Source organism: Azospirillum sp. UENF 312511, from assembly GCF_058780635.1.
In genome coordinates, this window is record NZ_JBSNCG010000005.1 from 659,788 (window position 1) to 677,595 (window position 17,808).

General features: G+C 71.9%; 5 protein-coding genes. All 5 read left to right on the forward strand.

The window, feature by feature from the left end:
* Positions 1 to 133 precede the first annotated feature (133 nt).
* From ACWPN7_RS31515 to ACWPN7_RS31535, 5 genes are read left to right on the forward strand one after another with little or no spacing between them, the layout of a single operon-like run.
* Positions 134 to 12,727, forward strand: a complete 12,594-nt coding sequence (locus ACWPN7_RS31515) for an amino acid adenylation domain-containing protein (RefSeq protein WP_492273717.1) — start codon at positions 134 to 136, stop codon at positions 12,725 to 12,727.
* Positions 12,724 to 13,755 carry a TauD/TfdA family dioxygenase gene (locus tag ACWPN7_RS31520; RefSeq protein WP_459197065.1) on the forward strand — a complete coding sequence of 344 codons (1,032 nt, stop codon included), beginning with the start codon at positions 12,724 to 12,726 and terminating at the stop codon, positions 13,753 to 13,755. The genes ACWPN7_RS31515 and ACWPN7_RS31520 overlap by 4 nt, the downstream gene beginning before the upstream one ends.
* The gene (locus ACWPN7_RS31525; RefSeq protein ID WP_459197064.1) at positions 13,752 to 15,401 is read left to right on the forward strand and encodes an ATP-binding cassette domain-containing protein; all 1,650 of its coding nucleotides are present in this window, start codon (positions 13,752 to 13,754) and stop codon (positions 15,399 to 15,401) included. Before ACWPN7_RS31520 ends, ACWPN7_RS31525 begins: the two co-directional genes overlap by 4 nt.
* Positions 15,398 to 17,050, forward strand: coding sequence for a cyclic peptide export ABC transporter (locus tag ACWPN7_RS31530; protein WP_459197063.1), 1,653 nt, complete (start codon positions 15,398 to 15,400; stop codon positions 17,048 to 17,050). The genes ACWPN7_RS31525 and ACWPN7_RS31530 overlap by 4 nt, the downstream gene beginning before the upstream one ends.
* A complete protein-coding gene (locus tag ACWPN7_RS31535) occupies positions 17,050 to 17,790 on the forward strand; it encodes a thioesterase II family protein (protein ID WP_459197062.1) in 741 nt (246 codons plus the stop codon). Before ACWPN7_RS31530 ends, ACWPN7_RS31535 begins: the two co-directional genes overlap by 1 nt.
* Positions 17,791 to 17,808: the final 18 nt, after the last annotated feature.

Sequence of the window (17,808 nt, forward strand, 5' to 3'; positions counted from 1 at the left end):
TTGACAATCCTCCTTTAGGACGTATTCTCGGCGATCTAATCCCTTTTTGGGACGCATATGACGTTTCTGTAAAAACTTGTCGCAAATTGTCCCGTCGGATCATTGCAACGCCGAAGGAATTGTGGGGACTTCGATGCCCGACACCACGCCGCACCTCCCCACCGACCACCTTCATCTGTCCAACAGCTTCGGGCCGGTCAGACTTTGGCCCGATCTTCGTCTGCATGAGGGATTCGAACGGCTTGCGGACCGGCACCCCACCGCCGCGGCGGTTGTGACGGAGAACGGAACTCTGGATTACGCCGGGTTGGACGCGGCGGCCAACGCGCTGGCCCACGCGCTGCTGGCCTTCGGGTTGCATCGGGAAGAGCCGGTCGGCGTGCTGACAGAGCGGTCGGGCCATCTGCCGCAGGCGTTCCTCGGCATCCTCAAGGCGGGCGGTGTCTATGTGCCGATGGTCGCCGACCTGCCGCCGGAGCGGCTGGCGAACATGGCGCGGCAATCGGGAATGCGGCTGCTGATCGCGCTGGATGGGCTGACCCCGCCGGACGCGCTGGCCGATGCCCTGTCCGTCAACGGCGGGACGGAACGACCGCAGGCCGTCCTGCGCCCCGAATTCCTGGACGGGGACAGCCTCGCCAAGTCTGCGGAGCGCCCGAACCGGTCCGGCCCGGTGAACGGGCTGGCGGTCATCCTCTTCACCTCCGGGTCCACCGGCCAGCCGAAGGGCGTGCTGATCCAGCACGACGCCTGCGTGAATCTGGCGCTCGGCCACACGGAGGCGCAGGGCGTCGGGCCGGGCGACCGGGTGCTGCTGTCCACCTCGCCCGGCTTCATCCTGGGCTTCCGCGAACTGTGCCTGCCGCTGCTCTCCGGGGCCGCCTATGTCCCGGCCTCGCGCGCGCTGATCGACGATCCAGCGCGGCTGCTCGACCATATGGCCCGGCTGGGCGTGACCATCGCGCTGTTCACCCCCTCCTATCTGCGGCTTCTGCGCGGCGCGGTTCCGGCGGGGCTGCGCATGATCCTGACCGCCGGGGAGCGGCCCAACCCAGACGACGCGCGGCATTACGCCCGCCACCTCGACTATTGGAACATGCACGGCGCCACCGAGGTCTGCGGCACCATCTGCATGCACAAGGTGAATCCGGACGGCGACGGCCCGCTGCCCAGCGGGCGCCCCTTCACCAACAACGCCGTCCACCTGCTCGACCGCCATGGCAACGAGGTCCCGGACGGCGCGGTCGGCGAAATCCATGTCGTCGGGCGGGGCGTTTCGCGTGGCTACCTGAACCAGCCCGAGCTGTCGGCGGAAAATTTCGTCGAGACGCGCTTCGGGCGCGCCTACCGCACGCACGATCTGGGGCGCTGGAACGAAGACGGCGACCTGGAGACGCTGGGCCGTGCCGACGACATGGTGAAGGTGTCCGGCCAGTCGGTGTCGCTGGGCGAGATTGAGCGGACGCTGCTGCGCCACCCGCTGGTCAGCCGCGCCGCCGCCCTTCAGCATCAGGGCCGCCTGACCGCCATCGTCGAGAGCGCAGATCCGGAAGCGGCCCAGTCGGAAGACTGGCGCTCCTTCCTCGGCAGCAGCCTGCCCGCCTATATGGTGCCGGCGCGGGTGAAGGCCGTGGCGCGGATGCCGATCAGCTCCGCCGGCAAGACCGACCGCCGCGCCCTGCTGGCGCTCGCAGAAGAGGCATTGACCGCCGCGCGCGGCACGGGCGGAACGCCGCAAGGCGATCTGGAGCGCACCATCGCCGCGGTCTGGGAGGAGGTGCTGGACACCCGCCCGGTGATGCGGGACGACCCATTCTTCGCCATCGGCGGCACCAGCCTGCTCGCCATCGCGGTCGGCCAGCGCCTCCACGCGCTCTGCCATCCGGTGACGGTGCCGGTGATCCTGGCCTCCCAGACGGTGGAGGCGCTGGCCCGCCGCATCGCCGAGCAGACGGACGAGGACGCCACCCCTTCGGACCTGAGCGAAGGCTCCGTCACCGCCGGGCAGGAGGATTTCTGGGTCGCCGCCAAGCTCGGCCTCGCCGCCGCCGGGTCGCACGTCGTGCGGGTCCTGTCGGTGCGCGGCCCGGTTCCGGAGGTGGAGCGCTGGCGCGCCGCCTGGGCCGCCCTGCTGGAACGTCACCCCGCCCTGCGCACCGCCTTCCACACCGACGCCGAAGGACGGGTGCGCTGGCGCACGGTTCCCGCCACCGACCTGCCGCCCTCCGCCGGCTTTTCCATCGACCGCTGCCACGTTCCGGAGGAGGCGCGGGAGCTGATCGCCGGCTACGCCGAGACGCCCTTCGCCCTGACCGAGGCGCCGCTGGCCCGCGCCGGCCTGATGCTCGTCGAATCCGGCAACGAGACGCTGTTCTGGTTCGTGCTGCACCACGCCGTGGTGGACGGCCAGTCCGCCCGCACGGTGCAGGAGGACGTTCTCGCCCTGCTGCTGGGCCATCCCCTGCCGCCGGCGCCGCACGGCATCGCGCTGGCCGCGCGGGACGAGGCGCGCCACCTCGGCTCCGACGGGGCGGCGCAGGACCGCGCCTTCTGGAGCGCCAAGCTGGACGCCCTGCCGCCGGAGGCGTTCGAGGAGCTTCCGCTCGACCAGCCCCGCCCCACCACGCCCGGCGGGCGCTCCGCCCCACCCCTGGCGGAGCGGCTGGACGCCGCGACCACCGCGGCCCTCGCCGCGATTGCGAAGGCGCAGGGCGTTGGCCTGCACGGCCTGCTTCTGGCGATCCTGGCGGCAGAAACGCGGCGGCGCGGCGGCCGAACCGACCTGATCCTGGGCACCGGCGTTTCGCTGCGCCCGGCGGGAGCGGAAGACGCCATTGGGCATTTCGTCAATCTCGTGCCAGTCGTCCTGCCCGGCGCCCCGGCAGCGCTGAACGGGCAGGTCCGGGCCGCCCAGGACGCGCTGACCGAAGCGGTTGGACACGCCGGCCTGCCCGCCAACCTGATCCAGCGTGAATTCCGCCAGCGCCGGCCCAACGCGCTGCCTCCCGCCCGCCCCAACCTCTTCTCGGTGGCGTTGACGGCCAACCCGCCGCGGACCAGCGCCGATCCGGCCAGCGGCCTGTCGCTGTCCCCACGCCGGTTGCCCGACGCGCTCGCCCACCCCGCCGCCGGCCTCGACCTCGCCTTCAGCCACGAACCGGTGACGACGGAGGACGGCGAAGGGCTGGAACTGGCGCTGCTGTGGAACCCGGATGTTTACACGGAGACCACGGCGCGCTCCTGGCTGGGCGGCTTCGCCGCTTGGGCGCGCTGGCTTGCCGCCGACGCGACGCGACTGGACTCTCCGCTGCCCGCGCTGCTGCCGGAGGAGACGGCCCTTCTCGACCGCTGGGAGCACGGCGAGGAGCGCCCCCGCCCGGCCCGCCGCGCCCATGAACTGTTCGAGGAGATCGCCGCCCGCCAGCCGAACCGTCCCGCCGTGGTCAACCGCAACGGCGTGCGGACCTATGGCGACCTGAACCGGGACGCCGACCGCATCGCCGCCGCGCTGCTGGGCTGCGGTGTGGCGCGGCAGGAGGCCGTGGCGGTGTTGACCAACTGCTCGCCGGACCTGCCCGCGACGGTGCTCGGCGTGTGGAAGGCCGGGGCGGCCTATCTTCCGCTGGCCCTGGACCTGCCGCCGGAGCGCATGGCTTACATGGTTCGCGACACCGGCGTCCGGTTGCTGATCGCGCTGGACGGCCAGCCCATCCCGCCCGCCCTGGCTGAGGCCGTGCCGACGCTGATCCGCCCGGAGATTCTCGAAGGCTCCGCCGCACCGACCACCGTGGCCGGGGAGCCGGACGACCTCGCCTACATCATCTACACCTCCGGCACGACCGGGCATCCGAAGGGCGTGGCGGTCCGTCACGACGGCTTCCTCAACGCCGCGATGGCGACCGGGGAGACGGTCGGCCTGCGGGCGGACGACCGGATGGCGCTGGCGGCGACGCCGGGATTCGACGCCTCGCTGTGGGAGCTGGGGCTGGCGCTGCTGCACGGGATGGCGCTGGTTCCCGTGCCACCGGAGCTGCGCGACGACCCCTGGGCGCTGAAGGACGCCTACGCGGCGTTGGGCGTCACCGTGGCCTTCCATGCCCCCTCCTACCTGCGGGTCAGCCAGGAGACGCCGTTCCGCGGCCTGCGCGTCCTGCTGACCGGCGGGGAGGCGCCGAACGCCGACGACGCCCGCCACCATGCCGCCGACCTGGCCTTCTGGAACGCCTACGGCCCCACGGAGGCGAGCATCCTCGCGTCCATGGGCCGCATCCTGCCGGACAGCGGGCGCGGCGGGCCGGTGCCCGCCGGGCGCCCGCTGCCCAACAGCCGGGTCACGCTGCGCCGTCCGGACGGCACGCCGGTTCCGCCGGGCCTGCCGGGGGAAGTGTGGCTGGGCGGGGTGGGCCTCGCCCGCGGCTACCTCAACAACCCCGACCTGACCGCGCGCGCCTTCGTCGAGACGACGGAGGGCCGCTTCTACCGCACCGGCGACCTCGGGCGCTGGACGCCGGACGGCCAACTGGTCCTGTGCGGACGCATCGACCATCAGGTGAAGCTGCACGGCCAGCGCGTCGAGCTTGCCGAGATCGAGCAGGATTTGCTGGCCCACCCCGCCGCCGCCCAAGCCGTCGTCTTGGTGGACGCCGCGGCGGAGGGCACCAAGGCACTGCGCGCCTTCGTCCGTGCCAAGGACGGCGCCACCCTGCCCGACGAGGAGGCGTGGCGCGCCTTCCTGGCGGACCGCCTGCCCGCCTTCATGGTGCCGGCCAGCGTGACGGCGGTGGACAGGGTCCCCCTGACACCGGCGGGAAAGATCGACCGCGACGCCCTGCTCCGCCTCGCCCATACCGATGGCCACACCGCCACGACGGAGCGCCCGGCGCCACGGGATGGACTCGAACACCGCATTGCCACCCTGTGGAGCGATCTGCTGGGCGAGGAGGTCGCACGCACCGACAATTTCTTCGCGCTCGGCGGCAACAGCCTGCTGGCGGTGACCATCGCGCACCGGCTGTCGCAGGAGTTGGGTGTGGCCGTCCCTGCGCGCACCCTGTTCGCCGCCCCCACCCTGGCCGGCTTCGCCCGCAAGGTGGCGGAACTGCGCGACGCGAAAACGCCCCAGGCCGACGCAGACGAGTCCGACCTCGCCACCGAAGGGGAGCGCGAGTTCTGGGTGGCCGAAGCGGCGGGACTGGACACGCGGCCCTTCATCATTCCCCTGATCCGCGCCGTGGAGGGGAAGTTGCCGGACGCGGCTCGCTGGTCGGACGCCTGGACAGCGCTCGCCGAGCGGCACGAGGCGCTGCGCACGACCTTCGCTGAGGACGCCGAAGGGCGGTTGCGCCGCCACATCGCCCCCACCATCGACGTCATTCCGGAGCTGTCCAAGCAACCCGACCGCGCCGCGGCACTGGTCCACATCCGCGCCCGCCAAGGCCAACCATTCGCCATGGCGACCGCGCCGCTGTGGCGCGCCGGGCTGGTGACGCTGGCGGATGGCGGCGCGCCGCTGTTCTGGATGGCGATGCATCACTCCATCGGCGACGGGCATTCGGTCGGCATCCTGCTGGAGGAATTGACCGTGTTGCTGGCGGGCAAGACTCTGCCTCCTCGGCCCGCCCGCTACGCCACCATGGCCGCCCGGGAAAGGCGTTATCTGGACGGCCCGGACCGTGCGGTGGACGAGGCCCATTGGCGGGACCTGCTGTCCGCTCTGCCCGCCGAGGCGTTCGACGACTGGCCGCTCGACACGCCGCGCGCCGCCGGGGCCGCGCCGGGCAACCACCGCTTCGAGTTGCGGTTGGACCCAGCCACCGCCTCGGGGCTGAAGACGATCGCCCGCCGGAACGAGGCCAGCCTGCACGCCGTCCTGCTGACCTTGCTGGCGCGGGAGGTGCGGCGGCGCACCGGGCGCGGCGCCGTCACCATCGGCACGACCGGCGACATCCGGGAAACCGCCGAGGATGCGCGGGTCGTCGGTTACGGCGTGAACATGCTGCCGCTGGCCCTCCGTCCCGCTGCCAGTTTCCCCTTCGGGGCGGAGCTGCGCGCCACCCAGGCGGCCCTGGCCGACGCGCTCCAGCACGCCCGCCTGCCCTTCGCGCGGATCTGTCACGGCTTCTGGGCGGATCGCCCGCAGCGGCGCGACCCGGCCCGCTACCCGCTGTTCGACATCGCGGTGACGGAAAATCCGCAAAGCGCGCCCACCTTCGGCCCGCTGCGCCTCGTCCGCCCCGATGGCGACGGGCCGGCCTACGAACGCACCGGCCATTCGCCGGGCCAGGACATGGTGCTGATCCATGAAGGGCTGGCCGACGGCGGGCTGCTGCTGCAATGGCACGTCAACGCCGCGCTCTACGCCAGGGATACGGCGGAGCGCTGGTTCGAGGCGCTGGCCGGCTGGGCGCGCTGGCTGGGCAGCGACGCCGCCCGCGCCGACGTGTCACCGCCCGAACTGTTGCCGGAAGAGGAGATGACGCTCGCGGCGTGGGAGCACGGCCCGGCGGCGGAGCGCCCGGCGCTGCCCTTCCACGCGCTGTTCGAGCGGCTGATCGACCGGCCCGGCACCGGCCAGGGCGGACGCCCGGCGGTCATCGGCACCGACCGCGTTCTGACCTACCGCACCGTGGAAGCAGACGCCAACGCCATCGCCCACGCCCTGAAGGAGCATGGGGCGGAGCGCGGCAGCGTGGTCGGCGTGCTGACCGGCCGCTCCCCCAACCTGCCCGCCGCGCTTCTTGGCGTGTGGAAGGCCGGCGCGGTGTATCTGCCGCTCGCCGCCGACCTGCCGGCGGAACGGCTGGCCTTCATCGCCGGAGACGCCGGGGCGGCCCTGCTGCTGGCGCTGGACGGCGCTGCGGTGCCCGACGCGCTGTCGGCCCTGCCGCTTCTGCGTCCGGAGGACCTCTCCGCCGATTTCCGCACGGCGCACGCCCACCGTCCGCAAGCCCACCGTCCACAGGCCGCGACCGGACCGGAGGACATCGCCTACATCCTCTACACCTCCGGTTCCACCGGCCGGCCCAAGGGCACGCCGGTCAGCCACGGCGCCTACGTGAACATGGTCTTGGGCGCCGTCGAGACCTTCGGCCTGACCGCCGGGGACCGGACGCTGATGTTCGCCTCGCCCTCCTTCGACGTGTCGCTGTCGGACATCGGCGTGCCGCTGGCCGCCGGGGCGGCGCTCTGCGCCGTTCCCTACGAGGTGCTGAGCGCGCCGGCCCGCCTGATCGCCTTCCTGGCGGAGCAGCGGGTGACCGTCGCCGACCTCACCCCGACCTATCTGCGCCTGCTCGACGGGGCGGAGTTGCCGTCGCTGCGCATCCTGGTGACCGGGGGCGAGGCACCGCTGGCGGCCGACGTCCGGGCCTACGCCGGGCGGCTACGCTATTACAACGCCTACGGCCCGACCGAGAACACCATCACCAGCGCCATGGGGCTGCTGGGCGCGGAGGACCGGGGCTTCCTGCCCGTCGGCCGACCGCTGCCCAACACGTCGGTCCACATCCGCGACGCGGCGGGCCGCCCGGTGCCGCCGGGCGCGGTGGGGGAGATCTGGCTGGGCGGCGCCAACCTCGCCCGCGGCTACCTGAACCGGCCGGAGCAGGACGCGGCGGCCTTCGTCGGGACGGGCGCCGGACGGCTCTACCGCTCCGGCGACCTCGGGCGCTGGCGCGCCGAGGGCGAGCTGGAGGTGCTGGGCCGCATCGACGATCAGGTGAAGCTGAACGGCATCCGCATCGAACTCGGCGAGATCGAACAGGCGCTGGGCGCCCACCCGGACATCGCGCAGGCGGTGGCCCTGGTGCAGGGCAAGGCCGACGTCGCGCAGAGCCTGTGGGCCTTCGTCCGCCCCATCCCCGGCAAGCCGGTCCCGGCGGAAGAGTCCTGGCGCGGCTGGCTGGCCGAACGGCTGCCCGCGGTGATGATCCCGGCCGGGGTGATCGCGGTGGAGACGGTGCCGGTCACGGCGTCCGGCAAGGTGGACCGCGCGGCCTTGCAAGAGCAGATCGCCGGCCACGCCACGCAGGGCGCGCAGACGGCGCCGCAAGGCCGGCTTGAGGAGGCCGTCGCCCGCGTCTGGGCGGAGCGGCTGGGCCGCGGCCCGGTCTGGCGCGACGACAATTTCTTCGCGCTCGGCGGGCACAGCCTGCTCGCCATCGCCGTCGCCCACGCGCTGGAGACGGAACTGGGGCGGCCGGTCTCCGCCCGCGACCTGTTCACCGAGCCGACCCTACGCGGTTTTGCCGCCCGCCTCGCCGCCGCACCCACGAATATCCAATCCGACGCCGAATCCGACCGCGCGACCGAAGGCCAGCGGGAGTTCTGGGTGGCCGAGCAGGCCGGGCTGGACACCTGCGGCTTCACCATCCCCCTGACATTGGCGGTGGAGGGCGACACCCCGGCCGACGGCCGCTGGCAAGCCGCCTGGACCGCCCTGGCCGAGCGGCACGAGGCCCTGCGCACCGGCTTCCAAGAGGACGAAGGCGGCACGCTCCGCCGGACTGTCCATTCGACGACTGCCGGTCTGGAGATTTCGACGGCGCCCGACCGTCCCACCGCCCTGGAACGCATCCGGGCGCGCCAGACCGAACCCTTCACCATGGCCGCTCCGCCGCTGTGGCGGGCCGGGCTGGTGCGGGTGGCGGACGGAGGCGCCCTGTTCTGGCTGGCGCTGCACCATTCCATCGGCGACGGCCTGTCGCTCGGCCTTCTGGCGAACGACCTCGCAGAACTGCTGCGCGGGGTTCCCCTGCCCGACCGCGCGCCCGGCTTCGGCCGTTCCGCCGCACGGGAGGAGGCCTATCTCGCCGGCGAGGCCGCTCGCCAGGATACCGAGCATTGGCAAAGTCTGCTCGCCGGGATCGACCCAGTCGCCTTCGATGAGTGGCCGCTCGACAAACCCCGTCCGCCGGTGCGCAGCGCGGAGGCGGCCAAGGGAAGCCATTGCCACCGCCTCCGCCTCGCCCCCGGCGTGGCGGAGGCGTTGCGCGCCCTCGCCCGGCGCAACGGCGCCAGCCTGCACGCCCTGATGATGACGCTGATGGCGCACGAGGTGCGGCGCCGCACCGGTCGAGCGGCGTTTTTGATGGGAACCGCCTCCTCCACCCGTGAAACGGCGGAGGAGGCGGGCGTCGTCGGCTATTACGTCAACATGCTGCCGGTGCCTTTCCGCGTGGACAGCGGCGAACCGTTGGAACAGGCGGTCAAGGCCACGCAACGCCGTCTGGCGGAAGCGCTGCGCCATGGCCGCCAGCCCTTTGCCCGCATCCACCAAGCGTTCCGCCGCAGCCAGCCGCAGCCGCATCATCCGGCACGCTACCCGCTGTTCGATCTGGCGGTGACGGAAAATCCGGCGATGCCCGCCCTGCAAGGTGACGGGCTCCGCTTCGCGGCCATCGACACCCTCGACGACGGGGATATCCGCTACGAGCTGCGCCGCAACGCCCCCGCCCAGGACCTTGTCCTGGTGCATGAGGGGCAGGCGGACGGCGGGCTGGTCCTTCAGCTCTATGCCAACGCCGCCCTCTACGAGCGGGAGACCGCGCAGGCCTGGACCGCGGCGCTGGCCGGCTGGGCGCGGCGGCTGGCCGATCCGCAGCGGGCGCCGGGCGAACCGCTGCCCGCGCTGTTGCCGGACGAGGAAACGCTGCTCGCCGCGTGGGAGCACGGCCCGGCGATGCCACACCCGGTTCCCTGCTTCCACCACCAGTTCGCCGCGCTGGCGCGCTCGCAGCCGGATCGCCCGGCCCTCATCACCGACGACGGCGCGGTCAGCTACGCCGCGATGAACGCCCGCGCCAACGCGTTGGCCCACGCGCTGCTGGCGCAGGGCGTGCGGACCGGTGACGCGGTCGGTGTCCTGACGGAGCGCTCGCCCGCCCTGCCCGAAGCGGTGCTGGCGATCTGGAAAGCCGGGGCCGCCTATCTGCCGCTGACCCGCGACCTGCCGGCGGACCGGCTGGCCTTCATCGCCCACGACGCCGCCATCCGCACCGTCGTGGCGCTGGACGGCCATCCCCTGCCCGACGCGCTGGCGCAGGCCGGATACGCCGTCATCCGCCCGGAAGCCCTGACCGAAGACGTCCTCGCCGCCCATTCCCATGAGCCGGAAACGGGAGAACGCAGCGGTCCCGGCGATCCCGCCTACATCATCCACACCTCGGGATCGACCGGGGTGCCGAAGGGGGTCGTGCTGCATCATGGCGGTATGCTGAACCTCGGCCTGTCGATGGCGCGGATGATGGGCGTCCAGCCGGACGAACGGACGCTTCTCAGCTCCTCCCCCTCCTTCGACGCCTGGATCTCCGATTCCGTGATGACCTGGGCGACCGGTGGCGCGCTGGTTCCGATCCGCCGCGCCGAGATGGACGACACCGCCGGGCTGCGCGCCAAGATGGAGCGGCTGGGCGTCACCTCCGCCACCCTGCCGCCCTCCTACCTGCGGCTGTTCGAGCAGGCGGACCTGCCGACCCTGCGCATCCTGATGACGGTGGGCGAACCGCCCAACGCCGCCGACGCCCTGCACTACGCGGCCCGGCTGCGCTACATCAACGGCTATGGCCCGACCGAGAACACCGCCGCGGCCAGCATCGGCATCCTGTCCCCGGACTCGCCGTGGATGAGCGCCGGGCGCCCGCTGCCCAACACCGCCATCCACATCCTGGACGAGGACGGGGAGCCGGTGCCCCCCGGCGCCATCGGCCATGTCTGGCTGAGTGGCATGGGGCTGGCCATCGGCTATCTGAACCGGCCCGACCTGACCGCCGCCGCCTTCGTCGAGACGCCGAAGGGCCGCCGCTACCGCACCGGTGACCTCGGCCGCTGGCTGCCCAATGGCGAACTGCTGGTGCTCGGACGGTCCGACGGCCAGGTGAAGCTGCGCGGCCAGCGCGTCGAGCTGGGCGAGATCGAGCACCGGCTGGAATCCTACCCCGGCGTACAGCAGGCGGTGGCCCTGGTGGACACACCGCCGGGCGGCGCCCAGACGCTGTGGGCCTTCGTCAGCCTCGCGCCCGACGCCACGGAGCCGACGCAGGCCGCCTGGGCCACCCATGCGGCGGCGGCGCTGCCCGCCTACATGGTGCCGGCGGCGGTGATCATGGTGCCGGCGATTCCGGTGACCGTGGCCGGCAAGGTCGACCGCAAGGCGCTGCTGCAGGCGCTGGCCGACCACGCCCCATCCGACGGGGCCACTGCCGGCGCCTACACCCCGCCGCGCAACGCGGTGGAGCAGCGGGTGGCCGAGCTGTGGGCGGAGCAGCTTCAGCGGCCCGTTCCGGGGCGGGAGGCCGGCTTCTTCGAGCTGGGCGGCGACAGCCTGCGGGCGATCGCCGTGGTCAACCGCCTGCGCCGAGAGTTCGCCTGCAAGATCAACGACCTCTACGAAGCCCCGGTGCTGGCGGACTTCGCGCTGCGCCTGCGGCCCCAGCCGGACCATCTGCACCGCGTCATCGCCGCCGTCCGCTCCCATTGGCGGGACTATCAGGCGACCCTGCCCACCTTCGACGCCGCCCGCGACCGGGCGCTGGCCGAGCAGCAGCAAGCCTACGAGGCGCGGAACGCGGCCTACGACGCCTTCGACGGGACGGAGCGGAGCGACCATGCCGAGGTGCTGCTGACCGGCGCCACCGGTTATCTCGGCGCCTATCTGCTGCGGGAGCTGCTGTCCGACCCGGCGCGGAAGGTGACCGCCCTGGTCCGCGGAAGCGATGACCGGACCGCCCACGCCCGGCTGGGCCGCGTGCTGGCCGGCTATTTCGGGGCGGCGGGCGGGGCGGCGCTGATCGGCGATCTGCGCCTGACCGTGCGGGCCGGCGACCTGCGCCGCGACGGGCTGGGCCTTGCTCCCACGGTGCACGGCGCACTGGCGGAGGGGGTGCGGGCGGTCTTCCACTGCGCCGCCAACGTCAACCATTTCGGCCATTACGCGGAGTTCCACGCCGACAACGTGGAGGCGACGCGCCGGCTCCTCGACCTCGCCGCCGCGCGGCGCGGCGACCCGGCGGACTTCCACCTGATCTCCACCCTGTCGGTCACCGGCAAGGCGCCGGAGGACGGCTTCAAACTGGTCACCGAATACGACGCGGTGCCGGAGACGCTCGACGAGAACTACTACGTCCGCAGCAAGCAGGAGGCGGAACGGCTGGTCACGGCGGCGCGCGGCGACCTGCGCAACGCCAGCATCCACCGCGTCGGCAACGTCGTCTTCGCGGCGGAGGGCGGGCCGTTGCAGTTGAACCTGCGGGACAACGCCTTCTTCCGGCAGCTGGCCGCCTTCGTGCGGCTGGGGGTGGTGCCCGACGATTCGCACGTCTGGCTGTGCCACGTCGATCGTGTGGCCCGTGCGGTGGCTCTGCTGGCCGGTGCCGCCGGCCTCGCCAACGAGACGCACCATGTGGAGAACCACCGCCGCGACACGCTGGCCGATTTCGTCACCTCGGCGGCGGGCATGGCGGGCGCGGTGCGGGCGGTCGGTTTCGACGCGCTGCTCGACCGGCTGGAGCGCGCTATCGGCGAACCCGAGATGGACGGCGCGCTGGCCCAGACGCTGGAGGGCTTCGGGCTCTACAGCGGACGCTCCCCCCAGGCGCGCGGCCGGCGGCAGGAGCTGACCTCCGAGCGCACGCAAGGGCTTCTCGGCCGCATGGGCTTCGGCTGGCCGCCGGTTCCCCGCACCGGGCAGGCCGACATGCTGCGCGCCGCCGCGGACCTCTTCTCCCGATGAACGCCTTCGGAGCCATCATGCTCACCCATGTCCAGGATCTCGGCTTCCGCACCGGGGAATTCACCGCCGAGCCGCTGCCCGACGCGGAGACGGCGCGCGTACTGGCCGTTCTGGTCGCCCGCCACGGGGCGGAGACCGACGCCGCCGTCCTCGTCCCGGACGGTCGGGAGACCGACCTGCGCGGCGAACTGGCGGAGGCTGCACCCGGCCTGTCCGCCCTGGCCACGGCGATCCGCGACCGGCTGGAGACCAGCCACAGCGGCGTGCTGATCCGCCGCGCCCATCTCGGCCGCCACGATCTCGACACCCGGCGCCGCCTGCTCTACGCGCTGGCCGTCGGCATCGGCGCACCGACCGCGACCGACCGGATCGACCGCAAGGTGGTGTGGGACATCAAGCTCCGTCCCGAGATGGTCCGCAGCGGCGCCGCCTCCACCTTCTCCGAGCACGCCGACGAGGCCGACTTCCACACCGACACCCAGTATTTCCCAACCCCCGAACGCTACATGCTGCTCTATTTCGCCAAGGCGGCGGCCTGCGGTGGCGGGCGGTCCAGCCTGCGCGACGCCCGTTGCGTCCGCGCGGCCCTGGCCGGCAGCGACGAGGGGCGCTGGGCGCTGGACCTGCTGTCGCAAACGGCGCTGCCCTTCCGCATCCCCGCTACCTTCACCCGCACCGGATCGCGAGACGCAGTCGAAGTGACCTTCGCCACCGTCTTCGGCGACCGGCCGCTCATCCGTTTCCGCACCGACACGCTGCGCCGCGGGCTGGCCGCCCGACCGGAGCACGACACGCCGGAGGTCCGCCGCGCGCTCGCCATCCTCCAGGCGGAGCTGGACAACCCGGCCCGGCGGCTGGAGACCTTCGTGGAGTCCGACAGCCTGTTGGCGATGAACAACCACGAGGCGCTCCACGGCCGAGGCGCCTTCGCCGACCCGGAACGTCACGCGCTGCGCATCCGCATCGACGATGGAACTCCGCAGGATGGCGCCCCGCAGGATTCCGCGCCGCAGGATCCGGCACGATGAACCTCCTCCGCCTGCTGGGACGGCTGGGACCGGCGCCGCTGCGCCGACTGGTCCTCTACGCCCTGGGGTCTGCCCTCTTCTCCACGTTGGTGCTCGCCCTGGTCAACCGCGGGGCGGAAGAGATCGCCGCGGAAAAGGCCGACTTCGTCAACGTGCCTCTGGCCGCCGCCTTCGTCGTCAGCGTCATCCTCTACATGCTCCTGGAAGGGCGCATGGTCGCCCACCTGTCGGCGGACGCGGAGGAGGTGGTGGACAGCCTGCGCATGCGGCTGCTCGACCAGATCCGCCGCGCCGACCTGTGGAAGCTGGAGCGCTTCGGCCAGACCCCTCTGTTCGAAAGCGTGACGCAGAGCAGCCAGCTCATCTCGCAGAACTCGCAGTTCCTGGCGCTGACGGTGCGCTCGGTCCTGCTGACCGGGACGATCCTGCTCTACATCGCCACCATCTCGCCGGTCGCCTTCCTGCTGATCGGCGGACTGCTCGGCGCCGGGACATGGTTCTACATCCGGCTGGGCCGAGCGCTGGAGGAGCGGCAGCGCGCCATGATGGCCGAGGAGGCCGCCCTGTTCGAGGGCGTGTCGGACCTGTTCGACGGCTTCAAGGAACAGCGGCTGAACAGCGCCCGCAGCCGCGACCTGAACGCCGCCTTCGGCACCGTGTCCGGCCGCACCACCACGGCCCGCGGCGCGGTGCATCTGCACACCTGGCAGCAGTTCGTGTTCGGCGAATGCGCCTTCAACCTGATGCTGGGCGTGGTCATCTTCGTCGTGCCGTCCTACTCCAGCGCCATCTCGGCGGAGCTGGTGAAGATCACCGCCGCCATCTTCTTCATGTCGGCCCCGGTCTTCGGGCTGATGCAGTCGCTGGCGGTGATGAGCGCCGCGGAGGCCGCCGCCGGGCGCATGATGGCCCTGGAAGGCCAGCTTTCGGAGTTGGCGGAGGCCGGAAGCGACGGCCCCGCCCTGCCGGTGCCCGTCAATTTCGCCGAGGTGAGGATGGAGGGGGTGGAGTTTGCCTTCCCCGCCCCGCCGGGCGAGCCGCCCTTCGCGGTCGGCCCCTTCGACCTGACCATCCGGCGCGGCGAGGTGATCTTCATCACCGGCGGCAACGGATCGGGAAAATCGACCTTCATCAAGCTGCTGACCGGCCTCTACCACCCGCTGCGCGGGCGGATCACGGTGGACGGGGTGCCGGTCGGGCCGCAGCGCATCGCCGCCTACCGCGAGCTGATGGCGACCGTCTTCGCCGACTTCCACCTGTTCGCCCGCCTCTACGGCCAGGACGCCCTCAACCCTGTCGAGGCCGCCGAGCTGATGCGCTGGATGGAGATGGAGCGGGTCACCGCTCTGGACGGCGACCGCTTCGGGCGGCGCGACCTGTCCGCCGGGCAGCGCAAGCGGCTGGGTCTCGTCGCCGCGGTCCTGGAGAAGGCGCCGATCCTGATCCTCGACGAATGGGCCGCCGACCAGGACCCGCATTTCCGCTTCAAGTTCTACCGGGAGGTCGTGCCGGAGCTGAAGCGGCGCGGCCTGACCATCGTGGCGGTGACCCACGACGACCATTATTTCGACGTCGCCGACCGCCGCCTGCACATGGAGGAAGGACAACTGACCGAACTCGCCCATAGGGTGGAGGGCGTGGCATGAGGCTGGCCGCCATCGTCCTGCGCGAGCTTCCGGAGAATCTGCGCACGCTCGCCCTGATGAACGTCCTGTCGGCGATCGCCACCGCGGCGCTGCTGTGGCTGGTCGACGCCGCCGCCAAGGACGCCGCCAAGGACATCATCAGCCCGCGGCTTCTGGTGATGTACGCCGTCACGGTGACGCTGTTCGGGGTGACCCACAATTACGCGCTGGTCACCGCGTCCCAGGACGCCGAGCGGCTGATCCACAAGATACGCCTGCGCCTGTTCGATCTGGTGCGCCGCGCCGACCTCGTGACCGTGGACCGCATCGGGCGGGCGTCGCTGCACGGCGTGCTGACCCAGGACACCCAGACGCTGGCCCAGACCCTGCCGCTTCTGGCGATCGGTGGGCAGCAGGCGGTGATGCTGGTCTTCCTGGCGGTCTATCTGGCCTGGCTGTCGCCGCTGGCCTGCGTGATGGCCTTCGCCTTCGCCGGGATCGCCGTTGCCGTGAAGGTCGTGCGGGTGCAGCGCCTGCGCCGCAGCATGGTGGAGGCGGCGGCGGCCGAGACGCGCGTCTTCGATGGGCTGACCGACCTGCTGCGCGGCTTCAAGGAGGTGCGGATGAACCGCCGCCGCGGCGACGGGCTGATCCGCGACCTCGCCGACGCCTCGTCCCAAGCACGGACGGTGAACGTCGACATGAAGGAGCGGTGGGGCCGCAACTTCGCGCTGGTCGAGGCGATGTTCTACACGCTGATCGGCATGATGGTCTTCGTCGTGCCGCTGTTCACCACCGGCTATCACGCGGTGGTGGTGGCGGCGACCACGGCGGCACTGTTCATCGTCGGGCCGGTCAGCACCGTGTCCTTCGTCACCCCGCTGGTCGCTCAGACCGAAATGGCCCTGTCCAACATCGAGGCTATGGAGGAACGGCTGCGCGCCGCCGCCGGCAGCGCCCCGGACGAGGGGACGGAGCGGCTGCCCGGCCCGCCCACGCGCATCGCGCTGACCGACGCCACCTTCGCCTATCACGATGACGCGGGCGCGCCCGTCTTTGCCGTGGGGCCGCTGTCGGCGGAGTTCCGGGCGGGCGAGATCACCTTCGTCACCGGCGGCAACGGCTCCGGCAAATCCACGATGCTGCGCCTGCTGACCGGGCTGATGCCGCTGGACGGCGGCCAACTCCTCGCCGATGGGGAACTGGTGCCGGCGGAACGGATGCAGAGCTACCGCGACATGATCTCGGCCATCTTCTCCGACTATCACCTGTCGCGTCGCCTCTACGGCGTCGCCGACCCCGACCCGGTGCGCGTCCGCACTCTGCTGGCGCGTCTGGAGATGCAGGACAAGGTGACGGTCACGGACGGCAGCTTCAGCACCGTCGCCCTGTCCACCGGCCAGCGCAAACGCCTCGCCCTGGTGGTTGCCCAATTAGAGGACAAGCCGGTCATCGTGCTGGACGAATGGGCCGCCGACCAGGACCCGCATTTCCGCCGCGTCTTCTACGAAGAGCTGCTGCCCGAGTTGAAGGCCCTGGGCAAGATCGTCATCTGCGTGACCCACGACGAGCGCTGGTTCGGCCTCGCCGACCGCGTCTATCACATGAACGAGGGCCGCATCGAGGAAGGCCACGGCCACCCTCACCTGTTCGCGCTGGAGCCGGCGTGATGGCCCCGCCCCCATCCCCCTGGCTGCAAGGTTTCCGGCCGGTTTCGGCGCCGCGCCGCTCCTTGGTCTGCTTCCCCTACGCCGGGGCCGGCGCCGCCGTCTTCCGCGACTGGGCCTCGGCCGTCGGTTCGGACACTGAGCTGCTGGCCGTGCGCTTGCCTGGGCGGGAGAGCCGCATCGGCGAGTCGCCGCTGCATCGGATCGGGGACGCCGTGCCTGCCCTGCTGGCCGCGCTGGAACCGCTGGGGGACCGCCCGCTGATCCTGTTCGGCCACTCGCTGGGCGCCACGCTGGCCTACGCCACGGCCCGCGCTCTGGTGGCGCGGGGCCATCCACCCGCCCTGCTGGCCGTGTCAGGGCGCCGGCCACCGCACCTCGCGTCGCGGCGGCCACCCGTCCATGGCCTGGACGACGCGGCCTTCCGCGCCCGCCTCGCCACGCTGGGCGGCACCCCGCCCGAGGTGCTGGCCTGCGACGACCTGATGGAACTGATGCTGCCCATGCTGCGCGCCGACTTCGCCATGTCCGACGCCTTCCTCGAACCTGATCCACCACCGCTTCCGGTGCCGATCCTGGCCTTCGCCGGGGCGGAGGATACCGAGGCCACGGTGGAAGAGGTCGCCGGGTGGGAACGGCTGGCCGGGGCGGGTTTCAGCCTGCGCACGCTTCCCGGCGGCCATTTTTTCCTGCACGGGCAGCGCGCGGTGATTGTCAAATATCTGACGGTGGAAAATTTATGAAACCACTATCGAGCGTAG